The sequence below is a fragment of the Chloracidobacterium sp. genome (genome assembly GCA_016711345.1).
Classification (GTDB): domain Bacteria; phylum Acidobacteriota; class Blastocatellia; order Pyrinomonadales; family Pyrinomonadaceae; genus OLB17.
Genome location: JADJTD010000001.1, coordinates 2,111,714 through 2,133,172 on the forward strand (window position 1 = coordinate 2,111,714; position 21,459 = coordinate 2,133,172).

Sequence of the window (21,459 nt, forward strand, 5' to 3'; positions counted from 1 at the left end):
GCACGATGAATCCGACTCAAAAAAATGAGACCAATTTCAATTGTACTGAATTAGCAAAAGCCGATGCCGCGCTCGTAAAAGGGTGTCGGAAAGGTGACCAGACAGCGTGGAATACGCTGGTTGAACGCTATCAGCGATTGATCTTTGCAATACCGCGGCGTGCCGGCCTGAGCGAAGAACAAGCCGCTGATGTTTTTCAGGAAGTTTTCCTCACTCTCGTCGAAAAGATAGATTCCATCGAACAGCCAGAAAGGATACGGTCTTGGATAGTTACGACAGCTAAGTTCAAAAGCTGGGCGATAATTCGTGGCACAAAAGGCCTTTATTCACCGGGAACGGAAGAGGAAATGGAAGCCGAGATGGCCCGAATTGAAGACAAATCACCTCTTGCCGACGACTTGCTGATCGAGTTGGAAGAGCAGCATGTGATAAGGACAGCGCTGAAATTACTAGAAGAGCGATGTCAGCAAATCCTATCCATGATCTATTTATGCGACCCGTCGGCTACTTATGCCGAAGTCGCCGCGGCCATCGGTGTCGGCGAAACAAGCATTAGCCCTTTACGTTCGAGGTGTTTAAAGAAACTCGAAAAAATGCTGACAAAATGATGCTCAGTGTCTTTTTTCTATCTTTGTCGGCACTGTTTGATTGGAGATCGTTATTAATCGGGTCTTAAAAAGGCATGAAGAATTCGGAAGAACAAAATATTGAGCACATTATCCGGCGTATGCTCACGGATCGTTCGGTCGACGCACCGCGTGATGCTGTAACGTATGCTCGAAACCTTTACCGCACACGAGCTTTAGAACCAAAAGCGTCGATAGTTAGACGCGTCCTTGCTGTAATGCAAGTAGATCTCGCACCGAACCGTGCCGCATTCGGCGAGCGTTCTTCTTCGAGCAGTCAGGCAAGACAAATGCTGTTTGAATCCGGCGACAACGCGGTCGATCTCCGAGTCACTGCCGTCGATGACAAATTTGATATTCGCGGGCAGATCCTCGGAGAAGGATTTGAAAATGGCGAGATCGAGATCACAGGCGTCCAACTCAAGGTAAGAGTCAAAATCGACAAAGCAAGTTCGTTCAGTGTCTCGGAACTGGCCGCAGGCGAATATGATCTGACGATCACAGGAAAAAATACAGAGATACAGATTGACAAAATCAATATCAAATAGTCCCCAATTCAGAATTTCCCTGCCTCTAAACGACGAAGGGTCGCGAACCTTCGTCGTTTCCTCTTGTATAATTACAATATATGCGACGAGCAGACCTGGCAAAAAGCCTGATCTCAGCGGCAACCCAAGCAGAGCGTAAAAATCTGCTTGCTCAGAATATGCGCTTTGCCGATGTGCGTCTTGCAAGAGCGATCAGAAAGGCTTGCTACGCCGTGTGGACGGTTGATCCGATCAAAGCTCAACGCGGCTCCGCAGCAATGCGTGTCCTCGCAAAGATCAACGAAGATGATGAGATCCAGGCAATCAACTCGTGGATTGCCGGCATTTCCGACATCACCAAGGCAAGATTTAAGTCCGCAGTCGATAATCTTGAAAATGCCGGCAAACGTTTTACCGAAATCAGAAGATTCGGAGATTCTGCCCAAACACAAGTCGCAAAACTTCTCGCGCTAGCGATGCTCGGACGTTATGAAGAGGCGATCATTACAGGCGAAAAAGCACTAAAAATATTTGTTAAAGAAGGCGATCAGCTTGCGGCCGGAAAGATAGAGATGAATCTAAGCAACATCGTCTCCCGCCGCTCGCTCCATCACGAAGCCGAAAAATACTGTCTTTCCGCCCGGCGGCGTTTTATCAAAGCAAAAGAAAATTCGTGGAAGGCGATGGCCGAGAATGGCCTCGCAAATACTTACACCGAACTAAACGATTTTCAAAAAGCAGATAGATATTATCGAGTGGCGCTCGAAACCGCACGAGCGGAAAAAATGCGCGTGACTGAGGCCGAGATCGAAGCGAATTTGGGTAATCTCGCACTTCTTCGCGGCCGCTATGCCGAGGCACTTAATTTTCTTGAACTGTCGCGTCAAAAATATGACGATCTTGGGTTGCCGCACGAATCTGCTATCGCCGATCTTGAGATCGCCGATATATATTCGGAACTGAATCTTGGCGCTGAGGCTGTGGCTCTATACGAACGTGTGACGCACGCATTTCATAAATTGGGCCTGCGTGCAGAGGAGGCACGTTCAAGGCTAAATTACGGCCGTACGCTTGTTTTGCAGAGCGATGATGCGGCTGCAAAACGTGAGCTAAAGGGCGCGCTGAAACTGTTTGAGAAAGAGAAGAATCAAACAGGCAGGTCGTCGGCACTGCTCTCGCTTACGGAATTTGCATCGCGGCAAAAGAACTTTGAGAATGCATATTCATATTTGGTCGATGCGACCGCTGCTCTGCGGCATAGCGAGAATCCAAGACACCAAATTCAAGTGAATCTTCTCGAAGGCGAATTGCATAGAAAGACCGGTAAATTTGATAAAGCAATCAAAAAACTTAACGCGGCAAATGCACTTGCAAAAAAATATCGGCAATCAAATGCAAAGCAGTTTACATTAAATTCGCTTGGAAAAATTTCACTCTCGCGTGGTGAAAATGCTAAAGCCAAGTCTTTTTTCAAGGACGCGATACGAACGATCGAACATCTGCGTTCGCCGTTAGCCGCCGAAGAGATCAGCATGGCATTTTTTGGTTCAAGGCTTGAACCGTTTGAAAACCTCTCACAGCTTTTGTTGAACGAAAACAAACTCTCCGAGGCATTCCGCGTCATAGAAAGCGGCCGCGCGCGATCTTTGCTGGATTCTGCATCAGTTGACCGTCAAGACTCAAAAGTCTCCAAAAAACTCTCTGACAAACTAAAAGAATTGCGGGCGGAACTAAATTTTTATTACAAAAAATTTGACAGTGCCGATGCGTCGGAAACGCAGCGACTCACATCCGACATCAATCGCCTCGAAACAAAACTCACTGACACGATGCGGCAGATCACAAGCCTGGAACTATCAGGATCGCGTGGCAATGGCAATCGGAGCGAGGCATTTAACGTTAAGACTGTGCAGAATCAGCTCGACGATGCGACTACGCTTATAGAATTTGTTGAGTTCAAAGACAGCATCTCTGCATTCATCATTACAAGAAACAAGATCCGATTTGTTCGCGACCTGACCACAACATCGGATGTAAGCGAGACACTCGAAGAATTGCATTTTCAATTTGGAGCGCTGCGATACGGAAACGTGGAGCTCGCGAAATTTTTAGATGGCCTGAAATCCCGCGCTGATAAATGCCTCGAAAGACTTTACGAGCAGCTTGTGCGTCCGATAGGAGATCATCTCTCGGGAAGCCGTCTGATAATCGTTCCGGTCGGCGGTCTCAACTATGTTCCGTTTCAAGCTCTGAGCGATGGCAATAAATACTTGATCGAGGTTTTTGAAGTTAATTACGCACCAAGCGCTCGCGTCTGGACGACACTGCAAAAACGGCGAACTAAAAAGATAGAAAATGGACTACTTATCGGATTTGCTGACGAAAGAATACCGCTCGTGGCAAATGAAATACGTAAAATTAAGCCCTTCGTGCCAAATCCAACCAGCTTCGTCGGCAAAAAAGCCTCGTTTTCGGCATTTATCAAAAACGCTCCCGACTTCGACCTTATCCACCTGGCATGTCATGGAAAATTTCGCCCCGATAATCCAATGTTCTCAAGCCTACATTTGGCAGACGGTTGGATCACAGTCCGCGACATTTGTTCTCAGAAATTAACAGCCAAACTCGTTACCCTAAGTGCATGCGAGACAGGGCTAAACAAAATATTTGCCGGAGAGGAAATATTGGGCTTGGCACGTGGATTTCTAACAGCCGGAGCCGATTCACTAGTCGTGAGTTTATGGGCAGTAGATGACGCAGCAACAGCACGTCTGATGCGAGATTTTTACACTAATCTGCAACGCAACGAAACAATCTCAGCATCTTTAAGAAAGGCGCAGTTAAGTTTTATACAACGCGGCGAACACCCCTTCTACTGGTCGCCGTTCGTATCGATCGGGAAATAATTTTTGCATAAAGTGTATTTATCGGGGATTTCGATACACTGTGGGTATATCAGGCAGTCTTTTCCGCTTGACCTGACGAGGTTTGGTTATGAGTAAGTTTAAGAAGACAGGTGTTTTGGCATCGATCATAGGATTTGTTCTGCTAGTCGGCTCAGCGACTTTGGCCTTCGCAAATACACCGGATGGAGACTGTAGCTGCGTACCGGATCAGGTTATAGTCCAACTAACCAATGCGTCGAACTTACCGGCTATTGCAACTCAGTATGGCCTCGTTCAAACGCCGTTATCACAAGTTGCGTCGCCGCCGATTTACTTGATGCGTATCGCAAATGGACAAACACCAACTCAAGTCGTTACCGCTATGACCACTCCCGTTGATACGCGAATTATCTTCGCAGAGGTCAATCGCAAACTCACACAGGTAGAACAGCCCGGACTATCTTGGACGCTAGGGCGCTCGTGGGCTATCGGTCGCTCGTGGGCAATCGGCAGCAGCGCAAAAGGCTATGCAAAGCAGTGGTTCCCCAACCGAATTCGCCTAAACGAAGCCTTTGCAGTGGCCGGCACTAAAGGTTTGCGTGTAGACAACGGCCAGCCCATTGTCGTCGCAGTTCTCGATACAGGCATTGATCTGACACATCCGGCATTTTCAGGAAAGCTCACAGACCCTTCGACTTGGCGGGATTTTGTGAATGGCGACAACGACCCGAGCGAGGTTGGTGTGCTTCGACAGGATCCTGCGTTTGGGCACGGAACGCATGTTTCAGGCATAGTTGCATTGACGGTTCCCGACGCCAAAATAATGCCGCTGCGAATCCTCGATCGTGACGGCTCAGGAGACCTTTGGCGCATAACAGCAGGCCTGATATGGGCTGCAAATAAAGGCGCCGATGTAGCAAATCTTAGCTTAGGTTACCCGGAAGATGTCCGTGTTCTCCACGATCTTCTCGACTGTGTGGATGTTGGAATAACGCCGACAGGAACGACTTTTCCTGAGATCGGAACCCGACGTTTGGCTGTATCAGTAGCTTCCGGCAATGGTGGCAGAACGACAAAGGTTTTTCCCGCCGCCGAGCAGCGTGACGGAATGTTATCGGTCGCTGCAAGCACTCGCTACGACTTGCTTGCCAGCTTTTCATCATACGAGCGTCACTGGGTTGATGTGACCGCTCCGGGAGAAGATATTGTAAGCGCTCTTCCCGGCGGGCGATATGGAATGTGGACTGGAACATCAATGGCAGCACCAATCGTTGCGGGCATCACAGCTTTAGTAAAAGCAAGGTATCCAACTACTTTCGCATCGCCGCACCTTTTGCTTGAACATGTCAAAGAAACATCGGTGGACAAAGATTATCCTGCGCCGCCGCCATGGGGTGATACCGATGAAATCCGCCTTAATCGTGTTGACGCTCTGTGCGCCATTACGAACGATACTAAATGTCCGATACCTTCAGTGAGGCCTTCCAATTTCGGCTTTGAGCAATTTCTCATAAAATAGTCGTCAATTTTAGGAGTTGGCTCTAAGGTGTGACAGAGGTTGTTGGTGAACCAGGTTTACCGGCAACCTCTTTCTCATTCATTCATTTTCAAGAGATTCGTTTCCCATAGATGCAACAATGTGCTATATTGAGACGTACATCTTTGTGATTACTAAGATTTTGCTCTTTGAAAATTGATCGTGAATTGAGAGATCGAATGATCTGTTATGGCCGAGCCAGCCCTGCTTTGCAGGCGACACGCTCTCAGGTTTTCGCAATTGGCCCTATAGGTTACGCTTCGCTCCACCTCTAGGTAGAGTTATAGACTCGTTCCAGCGAAGATTTCAGTATTTTCGATGTGTGATAGCTGTAACAGCAATCATTACAACATTTACATTTTTCAAGAAAATGCCCGATTTTTTTGCAAAAGTAGTGGAATGGCGGAATTTTGTGGCCGCAAATCGTTTACCTGTAAGGTTTAGACCGTTCCACTCAATAGTGGAACGATGGTGGAACGATTTGTCAGAAACACCAGCGGCAGCGGGTGGTTAACTCGCCGCCGCGACCCCTCGAAATTTTGTGAAAAAAACAGTGGGACAGTGGGACACTTTATGGGGCACCCAATAAAATCAACAACTTAGCTGTCCCACTCTGTTTGGGACACTTGGGACAGCGGAGGACACACGTACGAACGAAGGGAGCAGAATCGCCATTTTTCAGACAGCCCGGAGCAAGAAACTCATTATTAATGTCTTTTTGCATTCTCAACCTGCACTGTATATCTGACGACACCTCAAAAGCTGGGGTAATGAAAACATTAGCAGGTAATAAAATGAAAAAAAGAAACATGAGATCAACAAACAAGAACTATTGGAAAGCTATTGCTTTCGCATTATTGCTCGCGGCCTGGGTGTCACTACCGGCGCTTACAGGCAGCGTCAAAGCTGACGGCACGCCGGTCATTCTCATTCGGACAGCGGTGTTATCTTCACCGACGGGCAGTATCAATCCGCATGGAGCAGCCGAATGGCAACTCTATCAAAGCGGCAACCGCGAGATCGAAGTCGAGGTCGAGGACCTCAATCTTTCGATGGGCACAAGCCTCGGCGTTTACGTCGATGGAAACCTTATCGGCCAGGCCATCGTGGACGACAGGCAGAAGGCCAAACTCAAACTCCGGACCGAAGATGGGCAAGCCGTACCGACAGTCAACGCAGGCTCGTCTGTTAACGTTCAAAGCGGCAGCACAATTCTCGTCGCCGGCAACTTTGACGGCGCGACACCAACACCAAGCGGCAGCGGAACGGCATCGCCATCACCTTCGCAATCAGGTACAGGAACGGCAACGCCTTCACCATCACAGTCAGGCACGGGAACGGGAACCGCGACACCTTCGCCGTCGCAATCTGGAACCGGAACCTCAACGCCTTCACCTTCACAGTCAGGCACAGGTACAGGTACAGGAACAGGAACGCCGTCACCATCACCGAGCGGAACACCGATTTTGGTTCGTTCTGCATCACTCAACTCGCCGACCGGAAGCGTAAATCCGCACGGACATGCCGAATGGCAGCTTTACTCGAACGGCAACCGCGAGATCGAGGTCGAGGTCGAAGATCTCAGCCTTGCTCAGGGCACTGCGCTGATGGCGTTCGTTGATGGGGCAAATATCGGCACACTTATCGTCGATGACCGTCAAAAAGCCAAACTCAAACTCAGAACCGAAAACGGTCAGGTAGTTCCATTTGTAAATAACGGTTCAACTGTAGAGGTTCGCAACGGCGATATTGTGCTGGTCAACGGCATATTTGGCAACGGCTCGACATCGACTCCAACCGTCACCCCTTCGCAATCAGGCACAGGAACTTCAACGCCTTCACCCTCACAGTCGGGAACAGGAACAGCGACACCTTCGCCTTCACAATCAGGTACTGGAACGGCAACACCATCCGCTACGGGAACACCGAACAATGAAAGCGAACTTTTCGCAGGGTTGACCGGTCCGACATTGAACGGCGTTCTGCCAACGGGTTTTGCAGAGTACGAAATCCACAGCAGCCGTACCGAGCTTGAAGTGCGTGTGCGTCAGGTAAATCTGGCGATCGGCACATCGCTCACGGTTATAGTTGACGGCACAGCCGCAGGCCAAATGTCTCTGGAGAGCGGTGGCGAAGGCAGACTTAGATTGCGCAGTGATGATGGCCAGAACGTTCCTACGATCGTGGTTGGATCGACTATCGCTATAACGAGCAGCGGTTCAACAATTCTGTCGGGAACATTCAGCGGCTTCGGCACACCGAGTTCGACGCAAACAGGAACGCCCGGCAACACACCAAGCCCTTCACAGACAGGAACACCAAACGGCACACCAAGCGGCACACCGACCTCAACACCGTCTGGCCGATCGTTTGAAACACACCTGAACGGCAGCCAAGTGGTTCCGCCCGTCCCAACATCTGCAAACGGTGAGTTAAAGGTCACGCTCAGTGCAGACGAAACCCAGGCAACGGTCTTTGGCGAATTTCACAATCTGTCGAGCAATCAGACCGGTGCCCGAATCGAAACAGCATTTGGAACAACCACCACCATTCGTGACCTCGGCGTTGTTGGTGGACGAAACGGCAACTTCCCGCCCGTAACGTTTGCAGTAACACCTGCACAGGTTCAGCAGTTGAGAGCAGGCCTTTGGTCCGCAGTAATCACGAGCGTAAACAATCCTACGGGCGAGATCAGTGGAAGCTTTAGGAATCGTTCACGTAATAGCGACTTCGATGGTGACGGTATACACGATTTTGCAGTATTTCGTCCCTCGACAGGAACGTGGTATTCGCAAAATAGCAATGGCTTCTCGTCGCAGTCACATGGTTCAGCATCTGACAAGATCGTATCGGCTGACTTTGATGGCGACGGCAGAACGGACGCGGCAGTTTATCGTAATGAAAACGGTCAAGGTGTCTGGGAGATCGCCCGCAGTTCTGATGCAGGCGTGACCCGAGTCAATTGGGGACTGTCGACCGACGTGCCGCTTCGAGGAGACTTCGACGGTGACGGACGCATCGACGTTGCGGTCTATCGCCCATCTGAAGGCCTGTGGTGCATCCAACAGAGCAACAACACAGGAAACCGTTACATCTACTTCGGCAATGCCTCAGACATTCCTGTGCCTGCCGATATGGATGGCGACGGAACAGACGATTTCGTAGTGTACCGTCCGAGCGAAGGCAACTGGTACTGGATGCGAAGCCTGCAAGGACGCTTCGTCGTGACAAACTACGGAACGGCGGGCGACATCCCAGTCAGCGGAGACTTTGACGGTGACGGCAAAGGCGACATCACTGTCTTTCGCCCGTCGAACGGAACATGGTACACCAAGCGAAGTTCCGACGGCGGCTATCAAGCACAGCAATTCGGCATGGACGGAGATGTTCCGGTTGCCGGCAACTACGACGCCGACGGAAAGACCGACATCGCAGTATTCCGTCCATCGAATGGCTACTGGTATGTTCTAAGAACCTCCGATGGAAGTTTCCAACAATACCATTTCGGTATAAACGGCGACATACCCGCAATCGCTCGTTAATTACAAACACAACGAAAGAGGCTGTCTGGGAACAAAGATTCCAGACAGCCTCAATTTTTATCTAAATTGGCTCCGCAGGTAAGACTCGAACTTACAACCCTTCGGTTAACAGCCAGATTAACTTTGTAACATACGATATCACCAGATAACACTCAACGCATGAAAACGTTACATAACCCCCTTCCTCATTGGCATTTTTGGTTCTGTTGCCCCCTCATCCGATATCATGGGGTAACATTGGATATCACATGAATGCTAGATAACTATTTAGTTAACTGATGGTCAATCTGCGCTTAGCGAGCTTGAGATCCTATTTACCCCGGCTGAGATACAAATTGCTAAGGCGGTTTCGTGCCAACAATGTGCGCGGATTCCCGTCTCCTTGGGAGGCTTTCAAACTCTCGTAACTTTCAACCAAAAGAGGTTCGGCCTCGTCAAAACGTCTCTGAGTCGCAAGGCACTCACCCAAGGCTCCTTGAGCCGCAGCCACCCAGTAATGACCGGCAGCTAATGTCTCTGTTCGCAGTTTAAGTGCCTCGCGTAGGATCCTTTCGCCCTCGCCGGAGTGGCCCGATTTTGTAAGACTCAATCCTTTGATGATAAGTGCAGTAGGATAATTATCGTAATGTTTGCCAAAGCCCTCTTCATAATTTTTCAGAGCGGCGTCGGCCTTGCCTACTGCTTCATCAAACCTGTTTTGAAAATAAAGCGACGTTGCCTGATTGCGGAAATTGTCGCCGAACCAGAGCGATGTTGGCGAAATATATTTTTGAAAAATTGTTTCGGCTTTCTTTAAGTCCTCGTCGGCTTCAGCATACTCGCCATTTTCAGTCAGAAAACCGCCGAGAACATTTAACGAAAAACCGTAGCTTGGCGAATCGGTTTCGTTGCGTAGGTGGTATTCTTCAATGGCTTGACGGGCGGTTTCGAGCGCTTCGACAAATCTGCCTTGGTCGGCTATAACGGAAGCCAGTGTGCTGCGCGTCGTGGCGAGAAGGTTTCGACCTTCATTGGACATTTGCGGAAGCAGTTCCGATGTCTCGCGAAAGAGTATTTCGGCTTCACGCGAATCGCCCTGCGTGCGGCGCAAGTAAGCAAAATTATTGAGTGCCCCGCCAAAAAATTCAGTGTTGACATTTCCTTTTTGATATTCGTTCCTAAGCAATGGCAGATAATTGCGAAACAGTTTTTCCGCCTCATCAAACTCGCCTCTTTCAAAGAGCATACCTGCCCACACAGTCATGCCATTTATCATCTTCGGATGGTCTTCGCTAAATGTTTCGCGCAGAAAAACTACATATCGCTCCGCAAACGGGCGTGCCTGGTTATATTTTCCTTGACCGTAATAGATCGAGGCAATTGTGCGTTCTAGTTCGGCTTTGACTTCAGGCTGACTGTCAAGATCGCCGTTTTCAAGTCTGCGTCCCACTTCTTCCAGTGCCTCATTGACGGTCGTTTCGTTGCCGCTTTTTCGGAAACTATTCAAAAAAGGGTTTGAATATTTGAGCGTTTGTTCGAGAAACGCATTTACAGCTTCGGCTTTTTCTTTTTCGCGTTCGGCGGCACGGGTCTGCCTGATCGTAGCTATAATTCCGCCGATCAAACTTAAAAAGATCAAACCTGCGGCAAAGACGCCGACCTTGTGCCGCTGGATAAATTTTGAAGCGCGATATTTAACGGTTGCGGAGCGCGCAGCAACCGGCAATCCCTTTAGATATCTTTCAATATCTTCCGCAAAGGCCTCGACCGACTGATAGCGCCTTTCCGGCTCCTTTCGCAAGGACATCAAAACAATATTGTCGAGATCGCCTTTCAACTGCGGAATGCGGATCGCTGATTCCGGATTTGAGGAGGGTGGTGGCGGATCAATTACGGTTACTGTTCTAATAATTTCATCCAAGCTCTTGCCTTCAAAATGAAAGGGTCGCTCGCTCGTCAGCAATTCATACAAGACAATGCCGAGACTATAAATGTCGGAAGCGGTAGTGATCGGCTCGTTTCTTAATTGTTCGGGTGAGGCATAAGCCGGCGTCAAAGCGCGAAATGCTGTTTGTGTTGTGTCGCCTGACAGATCTTCATCGAGCAGTTTTGCCAAGCCAAAATCGAGCAATTTCGGTTCGCCTTGCGCAGTTACGAGAATATTTCCAGGTTTGATATCGCGATGAACAACTAAATTTCGATGAGCATATCCGACAGCTGAACATGCGTGGAGAAAAAGCTGTAGTTTTTCGTCTAAGGATATTGCCTCATGTTTGGAAAAATCGGTAATCGGTTCACCCTCAACGTATTCCATTACAAAGAATGGCTCTCCATTTTCTGATACGCCGCCGTCTAGGAGCCTGGCAATATTTGGATGATTCAACGACGCGAGGATCTGGCGTTCGCGGCGAAACCGCTCGATCATTTGGCTTTCGGCAACTGTCTGCCTGACAATTTTTAAAGCAGTTTTCTGTTCAAACTCACCGTCGGTTCGTTTTGCCAGATATACAGCGCCCATGCCGCCGTGCCCAATCTCTCGAACGATCTCGTAGTTTCCAAATCTGCGGCCAACGGATATTCCGGTACCGGCGAAAAGGCCGTCTTGAGAAAGTAATGGCGTCTCGATGAAATTTTCAGACGCAGCATGAGACGCGAGCCACGACTCAACCTCGGTTTTCAGCTCGGCATTACCGGCGCAGCGTTCAGACACAAAATTTGCCCTGCTGCCCGGTTCCAGTTCCAAGGCACTCGAAAATATCTCTTTGATCTCTTCCCAACTTGCGGTGTTATTCACTTTTCAGCCTGCGAAAAAGCCACGTTTTTGCGATCGCCCATTCACGTTTTACCGTAGCCTGAGAAACATTCAAAACATGTGCCGTTTCATCAATATTCATACCGCCAAAAAAACGCAACTCCACTATCTTTGCTTGTATCGGCTCAAATGCCGCAAGGTCCTCAAGTGCTTCATTGAGTTCAATTAGATCCACCTCACTGCCGCCGGCAAAACTTATCTCTTCAGTAAGCTCGATACGCTGTCCAAAATCACGCTTTTGCGCTTTTCGATTGACAGCGTGATTTACAAGTATGTTTCGCATTACCTGCGCCGCAACTGAAAAGAAATGCGCGCGATTTTGCCATGAAACGTTTTCCCAATCGACAAGCCGAATATAAGCATCATGCACTAGCGCCGTCGCCTGCAAAGTATGGTCCGGACGTTCGCTTTTCATATAGCTTCGCGCCAGCTTGCGCAACTGGTCGTAAACGAGCGGAAGGAGCTTTTCGGGAGCGGTTACTGTTCCGTTGTTGATCTCTTGCAGCAAAGCTGTAACTTCTTGTCGCTCGGACATAAAAACAATTGCAGATTAACCGTCATTATAAGTCCAAAACAAGGATTTTGAAACAAAATTGAATTTTTTTTGAGCCGGTCTTTCGATTTTTCTTGCCTTGTATAGTGAACGAGCAAATTCCAAGGAGTTATCAAAAATGTATTACTTTCCGAAATCCCGTCAGAAAATGGCCATTTTGTTTTTGATCTGTTTTTCCGCAAGTCTGATTTGGGGACTGCAAAACACGACTGGGAGTCAGTCAACTACTGAGGAAAAAAACAAGCCAACTTCGGTACTTGCAGCAAAGCAGGGCGATCCGCATGTCAATTTTGAAGACGGGCGCGCGCTTGAACTGGGCGGCATTGCGGCGGCGGGCCAGCCGGTTTCGCTCATTTCAGGGGATTTTGATTCGGACGGTATAACTGATGTGATAACTGCGGACACAAGTGGATCTCTTCAACTGCTGAAAGGCGTTGATCCTGTTATTTTTGCGATTGATCCATCGAAAAAGGAACAGGCAAAGCCCGAGCCGTTTACTGCGCTCGCAACAGTTGCGTCTTTGGGCATTTCACCAGACTACTTGTTCGCAGGTGACTTTAATGCAGATGGCAAACAAGACATTATCGGAACGGCCAAAGGAGCAAACGGCATCATTGTCGTGGTTGGCGACGGGCTGGGAAATTTTTCACAACCCGTAAGCATTACAGTTGGCGGTAACATAAACTCAATCGAATCCGGTGAGATCGGAAAACCGGACGGACAGACCGATCTTGCTATCGCTTACACAAACAAGAATGGCGCTTTTCTAGCAGTTTACGAACATCCCGAAAGTGCCTTCAAACATGCTCCTGAAATAATAAAACTCCCTTCGTCCGCAAGCTCGCTTGCTGTCGGTAATACGGACGAAGACTTCTATTCAGACATCGCCGTTGCCTGCGGAAACGACCTAGTTATCATCCACGAACGCGGCCATGCATATCCATGGGACATCGTCAAAAACTCTGGCATTGAGCGTCCGAAGTCGGTCGTTGATATTCGACGAATGCCTTTCTCGATAGCTTCGATGGCGGTGGGACGCTTTGGCGAAAAACGCGGCACATCTCTCGCCCTGCTGGGCGTCGACGGAAATATCTATCATTTAGAGTCTTCGCAGTCGGCGGTTTCACCAACCACAAAGCTGGCTTCCGCAATGGCTCGCGAATTAAAGGCCGGTCCATTCGAACCCGCCGGCAGCGTGGGGAGAAAGATGGCGATGATATCTCAAGATTTGAGCAAGACAAGTGAAACCAATGCTTACGGTAACCCGACAGCCAGCCGATCAGGCCAAACAGATACCGCTAACACACTCGCCGAAAAGCCAGACACACTCCAAGTTCCAACCCTCGATCTTGCCGAAATAAAACGAAAAAATGCCGAAGATGCTCCACGAAAGGCGGCGATGAAGGAGAGCACAAAGGCGGCATTTATTCACGGTATTTCAGCAAAAACCTCGCGACTCGCAAAATGGTCGCTTGGACAGATAACTACAGACCACCGCTTTGTCTCAATGGCGGTGAATGGAGCGAAATTGACGCCTTCAGCGGTTTCCGCCAGCCCTTTTGATGACCTTATCGTCACATCGCCGAGCACAAGTCAGGTTGAGTTTGTCTCGCGTTTTCGAGACGAAAGCGGAACGTCAACTGTCAAAAATGCTGTCGTCGAAGGCAACGGCGGAATCCAATCCATCTTGCCGATTCGTCTCAATCTTGATGGCCTACACGATCTTGTCGTTCTTCGACAGGGTGCATCTTCACTAGAGGTGGTCATGACTGCTCCGTCAGCCGTGTTTGTAGTAAACACAACTGCTGACGAGGCCGATTGCAATTTCGGAGGCTCGTGCAGTCTCCGCGACGCCATCCGTCGGGCCAATCTCATCGGCGGCAGCAGCACTATATATTTCGATCTTCCGACAGTGCCGGCCGTTATAGAGCCGTTGTATCCGCTTCCGGCCATTTTGCAGCCGGTAACAATACAGGGCAACCATCTTGCTAATGGTACAAAGACCGTTGAAATATCCGGCATCAATGCGGGAACATCTGTCGATGGACTAAAGATCAGGACGAGCAATGCGTTCATCGTTGATCTGGCCATTACTGGTTTTAAGAGTCAAACGATAAACGGCAGTCAGGTGGGTGGGAACGGAATCGCGATCGAAAGCGATTCGGCCCGTCCAAGTAACGCGAACAACACTATACTCAGTTGCTTTCTCGGCATCGATGCGACAGGCACCACTGCGCATCCGAATATGGCCACGGGCGTTTTGATCTTCGATTCCGACAATAACTCGGTTGGCAACAGCACACTTTCAGGCAACAACACAGGTATCGCTGTCGAGGGAGGAAATACTAATAGCTTCACCAACAACATAATAGGGTTGAACGCGGCTGGAACGGCGAAGGTGCCGAACTTTCGGGGAATGTTTTTGGCCGGTGCAAATAATTTAGTTGGCGGCGACATCGCCGGTTCACCGAACACAATATCTGGCAACGGGGTCGTAAGTAACATCGCGCAGTGTGTTGGTTACGGAATCGAAGTTCCGATATTGGTCGATCTGACCACACAAGAACTGTTGACCCATGACAATAACATCGCGGGCAATAAGATCGGGACCGATCCGACAGGCAGCGTCGGCCTCGGCAATTGCTGGCAAGGGATAAATACCCACCCATTGACGAGCACGACGATCGGAGCGATCTCGGAATCGGGGCGAAATATTATCTCGGGCAACGGATGGGGCGGCGTCTTTTGCGAGGCATTAGAAACCGTGAATCCAACCGAAGGCGGGTTTTGCTCGATCATGGGTAATAATGTTGGCACTGATATTTCAGGGAGCTACAGTATTCCGAACGATGCTCGCAACGACCTGCTGATAACCAGTGGCCGTGGCGCCGTGTCTGTATCTACGAACAACTCACTCTCGGCAATTGGAGCGCCCGGCGGGACGACAACGGGCGGCGCCTGCACTGGTTTTTGCAATCTTGTTTCGGGTAACGATAGCGAGGCCGACCTAGCAGGCGGGATCCTGATCGGCGGACCTGGCATCGCAGGTGTTTTCAATAACTATGTCGGCACAAAGCGGAATGGGACTCAGCAACTCGGCAATAGCGGTGAAGGTATCTTTATGGCGTCAACGAGTGTAGCGGGAGCCTCGCCGGAGTATATTGCCGGCGGTTATACCACTTTCGATGGCTCGCTGGGGAATCTCGTCGCCAGTAGTTCCAATGCCGGTGTCAGCGCTAATTCGAACGGCGGCCCGGGCAATTATCATATTGTGGGAAATCTGATCGGGACCGATGTGAATGGAAACAATCCGCTGCCGAATGGTTATGGCATCTATGTGGGGACGTCGTTTTCAAACGTAGTAAATATCGGCGACAGCGACCCTCTAGGCCGTAATGTGATCGCCGGAAATAGCGGTAACGGCATCTTTATTTATTCGGGTTACGGGGTAACGATCGTAAACAATGCTATCGGAGTCAATTCGTCGCTCGCTGCGATGGGCAACGCGGGCACCGGTATTACTGTCGGAGGCTTTTATGCGATCAGCACAATAGTTGGCGGCACTAACTCAACGACCTCGAATATTATCTCTAACAATGGAAAAGTTGGTGTCCGGTTAAATGGGCCGACGTCCGTGTATAACACTATTCGTGGCAATGTTATCCAAAATAACGGCCAACTCGGGATCGACCTCAGCCAATCCGGTATTTTCACGGACGCCGACGGTGTGACGGCGAATGATGACTGTGAAAACGACTCGGACGCGGGACCGAACGGCCTCCAAAACTATCCCGTGCTCGCGGCCCCCGTAATAAATCAGAACGGCACTCAAACCCTCGACGGAATTATAAAGAGCCACATTCGCGAATCGTATGTCATCGATTTATACGCTAGTGCAACAGCCGACCCGTCAGGATTTGGCGAAGGACAGCTTTACGTGGGTTCGACGACTGTTGCGACTGATGGTAACGGGTTTGGACAATTCAATATGACAACCTCGGCTACCGTGCCCGCCAGTTGGGTTCTCATGGCCACCGCAACTGACCCGTTTGGAAATACATCGGAGTTTTCGGCGATTGCCGGAAGCACGAACATTGCCGGCCTCATAGAATCACTCGACAGCCCGTCAACCTGTCAGGCTGCAATAGTTGTAAATATCGACACGGATGAGCCTGATGCTAATATCAACGATGCCCTTTGTGATGTTGACGTCAATAACACCGGTCTGCAGTGCAGCCTTCGTGCAGCAATGGAAGAGGCACAGCATCGTCCGGGTTATCAGAGAATAATTTTTGCCATTCCCGGTTCGGGCGTTCATACGATCTCGCCACAATCGCTTCTGCCGACGATTACCGATCCCGTCGATATCGACGCAACCACTCAGGATCCAAGCCTACCAACACCGTCGATCTGGCTAAACGGAACGGGCAGTGCCGCCAGTGTCGGACTTGTCCTAGCAGGCGGATCAGCATATATTCGCGGATTTGCTATTACGGGGTTCTCTGCTGCGGGCATACTTGCCGGATCTGGAGGAGTGCCTTTCATCGAGAGCTGTCACATTGGTATTGCGCCCGATGGTTCGACGGCCGATCCGAATTTTCAGATGCCAAATGGCATCCGGCTTGACAACGCGCCTGGCGCGATGATCGGCGGTGACGAGGCGGTGAAGCTAAATGTGATCTCGAACAATTTTGTTGGGATCCAGGTCATGAACACGTTTGGTGCACGAATATGGAACGCCCGCATCGGAACAAACCGCGCGGGAAATGCGCCGCTTGGAAACACTATCGGCATCAGCGTCGATAATTCTCAGAATACCGAGATTGGCAAAGACATAACAGCCCAGCCAACCGTTATCTCAGGAAGCACCAGCGCGAATATTGATCTTGGCACAAATTCGAGCTATTCCAAGATAAGAGGTAATTTTATCGGCACTGACATTACCGGATTCAACGCCGTTGGCAATTCACAATGGGGCGTCTATATTCACCAAGGGGCACATCATAATCAGATCGGCGATGGAGCCTCATATTCAAATGTAGTAAGAGGTAAAAATGTAATCTCAGGCCACAACCAAGACAGCGGATCCGCCGGTGTATTAATTTACCCCGATGCAGGGCCGCAGAATTCCATTGTCGCGAGCCAGATTGGCGTTAGCATAAACTCATTTTTTACGATCCCGAACCGCTACGGTATTATTGTATTTGCCGATGACCAACTCATCGGTCCGGGAGTAAACGGCACCGATACCCTGGCAGAAAAGAATGTGATCGCAGGTAACCAAAGCGATGGCATTCTTGTTTCTGCTCCAGCCGGTTCGCCCAACGCTCAAGTTGATGCTACGAAGATCGGGTTCAATTTTATCGGTACGGACAGATTAGATCATTCTACTATCGGAAACGGTGGGTTCGGGCTGAACATCGCAGGGCGCGTCGATGGCAGTACGATCAAAGGAAATGTTATCGGTGGCAACGGTATTGGGGGAGTGATCGTAGGTCCTGATCAAGCAGGCCTCGACCGGCCTTCTAATAATCTCTTCGAGGCGAATCGTATCGGGATGAACTTTAACACCGACGCCGCGATACCAAATCCACTGGGAATGATCCTGCGTGGGGCCGTAAATAACCGCCTGAAAGCAAATACAATTTCAGGCAATCAGTATTTCGGCCTAATCTTGGGCAATGTCTACGACGGTAATGTGCCGCCAGAATCGTACACAAAGGTTGGTATTAGCAAACCTGAGGTCCAACAAGCGATCTCCGCCATACTCAGCAAGCTAAACGCTGAGTCGCCACTGGCTTTACCGACCAGCGGCAATCTCATTTTCGACAACCGTATCGGAGTAGATTTTGCCGGCAACACGGGATTCAGTAATCGGATCGGATTGATCGTCGGCGAAAATGCCAAAAATAATTGCATCGGAAGCTGCGACCCCTCTATTGTCGAGGGTGGAGCGGGCAATACGATCTCTGGGCATAGCGGTCCGGTAGGTTCTTTATTAGGGATAGGCGTATTCCTCGGATCGCTGTCGAGCGTCCCGGATCTGACCGTTCTACCATCGGGCAACCGGCTTCGCGACAACGTGATCGGCCTCAGTCGGGATATGAGCACATGTATTCCGAATAATATCGGCATCCAAGTGCTTCAGTCCGGTCCCAACAAGATCGGCGAAACAACTACCAATGGTTTTATTCTTCGACACGGCAACGTCATTACATGCAACGTGCAGAACGCAATCCGGTTTGAGGGACAAAATGACGGTGTGACAGATGTTGATTCTAACTGGATCGGTACGCGTCCGGTGGGCGGCATGCCCATCGTTCCGGGTGGACAGTTTGGCGGTATTCGCATGTATCAGGAGATTGGAACGGAGAAAGTCCGTGTAGAGGACAATGATCTAGGAGGATTCGATGACAGCGCGATCGAGATAATAAATACGGCCGGCAGCCGTCCTGACTTAATCAAGCGTGACCAAGACGGTGTCGCAGCCTCGACAATGGAGATTCTCGGAAACCGCATCGGCGTCCAAAAGGCATACGATGGCAGCTATTTTGCTATTCCCAACGGCACCGGCATCAAGCTCAATTGCGTTTCTGGAATTTATATCGGCGATCTTACGGGCAATGGTGCATTAAAAAATGTGATCGCAGGCAACAACGGCGCAGGAATTCTTATAAACGGGCTTGGCGACGGTTCCACGCCCTGTCCCAATGCCGGACAGGGAAACACGATCAAAGACTCGATGATCGGCACCGACCCATCCGGCAACCAAGGTCTGGGCAACGGCCTTGACGGCATCTCGATAAACGATTCACCGCTGAATACGGTTTCTAACAATCAGATCGGCGGCAACGGCAGCAACGGGATCGCTTTTCACGGCCCTGCGAGTGCGAATAACCAGATCACAGGAAATCGCATTGGCTTGATCACGACTTACCAGACACGCGGCAACGGTTCAAATACTATTGTGCGCCCCAATGGACTTGCAGGAATTTTGCTGGACGGCGGTTCATTTACTGGAATAGGAGGACCATTTACCGGTTGGCCCAACGTGATCGCGGGCAATGAAGGTCCAGGAATTGATATCCGAAATAGTTTCGCCAGTCATATTTTTAACAATTTCATCGGTACAGATGAAAGCGGCACCGATCTTGGAAATGGTGGTGGTGGAATATCAATAAGCCAGTCCTCCACGCAAACGTGGGTTGGAGATCCATTCCGAACTGGGGTCAATACGATCGCATTTAACAACGGTGCCGGTGTTAAGATCGATACATCTGCCGGACCATCAAATCTCGTCGAAACGAACAAGATCCATAATAACGCTGGAATTGGTATTGATCTTGGCTCGTCTGGATTCACGCCTAATGACCCCGGTGACGCTGACGAAGGCGGAAACCGGTCGCAGAATTATCCCGACATCATTAATTACAGTATCAATGCCGGCGGTCAACTGATAGTGTCTTATCGCGTAGATACCGATCCGTTGAACGCAAGTTATCCGCTATATGTTGAGTTTTTTATTGCGGATTCGACCGGCGAAGGAAAAATATTTCTAGGTTATGACTACTATCTGGATCCTGATCACAGCGGGCCTAACAACGGAGAGAAAACAATCAATCTCGGCCTCGCGTCAGATCGTGGGTGGACAAGCAGCGATGTAATGACGGCCTCGGTAACGGATGGAGAGTATAACACGTCAGAATTCTTCCCGGCGGTAGCGCAGACAACTCCAACACCGACTGGCACGGCCACAAATACGCCGGCGGATACACCGACGGCAACTCCAACTGACACGCCGACTTCGACAGATACACCAACAAGCACCGCGACTAGTACGCCTTCCGTTACACCGACCAATACACCAACCAACAAACCTACGGATACACCAACTGGTACGGCGACTAATACTGCAACCGACACGCCGACACCTAGGCCGACTGTTCCGGCTACGATCACGGGAACAGTCACTTATGGTAATGCGATCGGTTCGCCTGCTCAGCGTTTTGTTTCTAATGTTTTGCTCAGCGGTGCAGGTTCGATCCCAGTCTCGGCTTTGACCGAATTTCCGAACGGTGTGTATTCGCTAACTGGATTTGGTTCGGGTGCTTATACGATCACGCCATCCAAAACTGGCGGAACAAACGCCGCAATAAGTTCTTTCGATGCAGCAAAGATCTCACAGTATGCTACTGGGATCACACCTTTTAATGCTACCCAGCAAACTGTGGCGGATGTCAGCGGTGCTGGCGGAATCTCGTCATTCGATGCCGCATTGGTCGCAGGTTACGCGGTTTCGCTACCCGGAACGGCATCTAGCGGAAATTGGATATTTAACCCTGTAAGCAATATGCATCTGACGGTCAATGCCAACATTACAGGCGAGAACTATACAGCTCTGCTGATGGGTGATGTTTCAGGCAACTGGAACGATCCAACTTCTTTGCCCGGCGGACGACAGGCGATTAACAGAGGGCCAGAGCGAAACGTTTCCGTCACTGCACCAAATATTGTGACAAAATTAAATCACGAAATCACGATACCGATCCAGATAGACGGAGCAGTAAACAAAGGCATCATCGCATATGAATTCGACCTCATATATGATTCTTCGGTCATCCAGCCACAGGCCGAACCCGTCGATTTGGCCGAGACTGTCAGCCGTGGGCTTTCAGTTGTTACCAATGCCGACGAAGCGGGGCTGTTGAAGGTTGCTGTTTACGGCCCGATACCAATCAATGAAAATGGTGTTCTCTTGTATCTCCGATTCTCGATTGTCGGAACACCAGGTTCAATATCACCGCTGATTTGGGAACGAGTACTGTTCAATGAAGGTAGTCCGTCGGCCATTGTGTCCAATGGCGATATAAAACTTTCGAACATAGTACCGATCAAAACTCCCCAACCATGAAGGGGTGAGGGATATTAAATATCGATGTTAAGCTAGCAAGCTCAACAAGATTGAGAGCTTCGCATTCGACATGTTACGTCATCGACA

General features: G+C 49.8%; 8 protein-coding genes. 6 read left to right on the plus strand and 2 right to left on the minus strand.

Features of this window, described 5'->3' with window-relative positions:
• Window positions 1-5: 5 nt before the first annotated feature.
• The 5 genes from IPL32_08745 (at window position 6) to IPL32_08765 (ending at window position 9,117) form a co-directional block, all read left to right on the plus strand.
• Complete coding sequence (locus IPL32_08745) at window positions 6-608, plus strand: sigma-70 family RNA polymerase sigma factor (protein MBK8465905.1); 603 nt, start codon at window positions 6-8, stop codon at window positions 606-608.
• A 74-nt stretch (window positions 609-682) separates the two neighbouring features.
• Window positions 683-1,174 (plus strand): hypothetical protein, encoded by a 492-nt coding sequence (locus IPL32_08750; protein MBK8465906.1) that lies wholly within the window; start codon window positions 683-685, stop codon window positions 1,172-1,174.
• An 80-nt stretch (window positions 1,175-1,254) separates the two neighbouring features.
• Window positions 1,255-4,059 (plus strand): CHAT domain-containing protein, encoded by a 2,805-nt coding sequence (locus IPL32_08755; GenBank protein ID MBK8465907.1) that lies wholly within the window; start codon window positions 1,255-1,257, stop codon window positions 4,057-4,059.
• Between the two features lie 88 nt (window positions 4,060-4,147).
• Window positions 4,148-5,557, plus strand: a complete 1,410-nt coding sequence (locus tag IPL32_08760) for a S8 family serine peptidase (GenBank protein ID MBK8465908.1) — start codon at window positions 4,148-4,150, stop codon at window positions 5,555-5,557.
• Window positions 5,558-6,369: 812 nt separating this feature from the next.
• Complete coding sequence (locus IPL32_08765) at window positions 6,370-9,117, plus strand: VCBS repeat-containing protein (protein MBK8465909.1); 2,748 nt, start codon at window positions 6,370-6,372, stop codon at window positions 9,115-9,117.
• A gap of 310 nt (window positions 9,118-9,427) precedes the next feature.
• Here IPL32_08765 and IPL32_08770 read toward each other — a convergent pair whose 3' ends face one another.
• Both IPL32_08770 and IPL32_08775 read right to left on the minus strand, forming a co-directional pair.
• Window positions 9,428-11,890 carry a protein kinase gene (locus IPL32_08770; GenBank protein MBK8465910.1) on the minus strand — a complete coding sequence of 821 codons (2,463 nt, stop codon included), beginning with the start codon at window positions 11,888-11,890 and terminating at the stop codon, window positions 9,428-9,430.
• Window positions 11,883-12,443, minus strand: coding sequence for a sigma-70 family RNA polymerase sigma factor (locus IPL32_08775; GenBank protein MBK8465911.1), 561 nt, complete (start codon window positions 12,441-12,443; stop codon window positions 11,883-11,885). The genes IPL32_08770 and IPL32_08775 overlap by 8 nt, the downstream gene beginning before the upstream one ends.
• A 166-nt stretch (window positions 12,444-12,609) precedes the next feature.
• Between IPL32_08775 and IPL32_08780 the strand changes: the two genes are divergently transcribed.
• Window positions 12,610-21,372, plus strand: a complete 8,763-nt coding sequence (locus tag IPL32_08780; protein MBK8465912.1) for a CSLREA domain-containing protein — start codon at window positions 12,610-12,612, stop codon at window positions 21,370-21,372.
• Window positions 21,373-21,459: the final 87 nt, after the last annotated feature.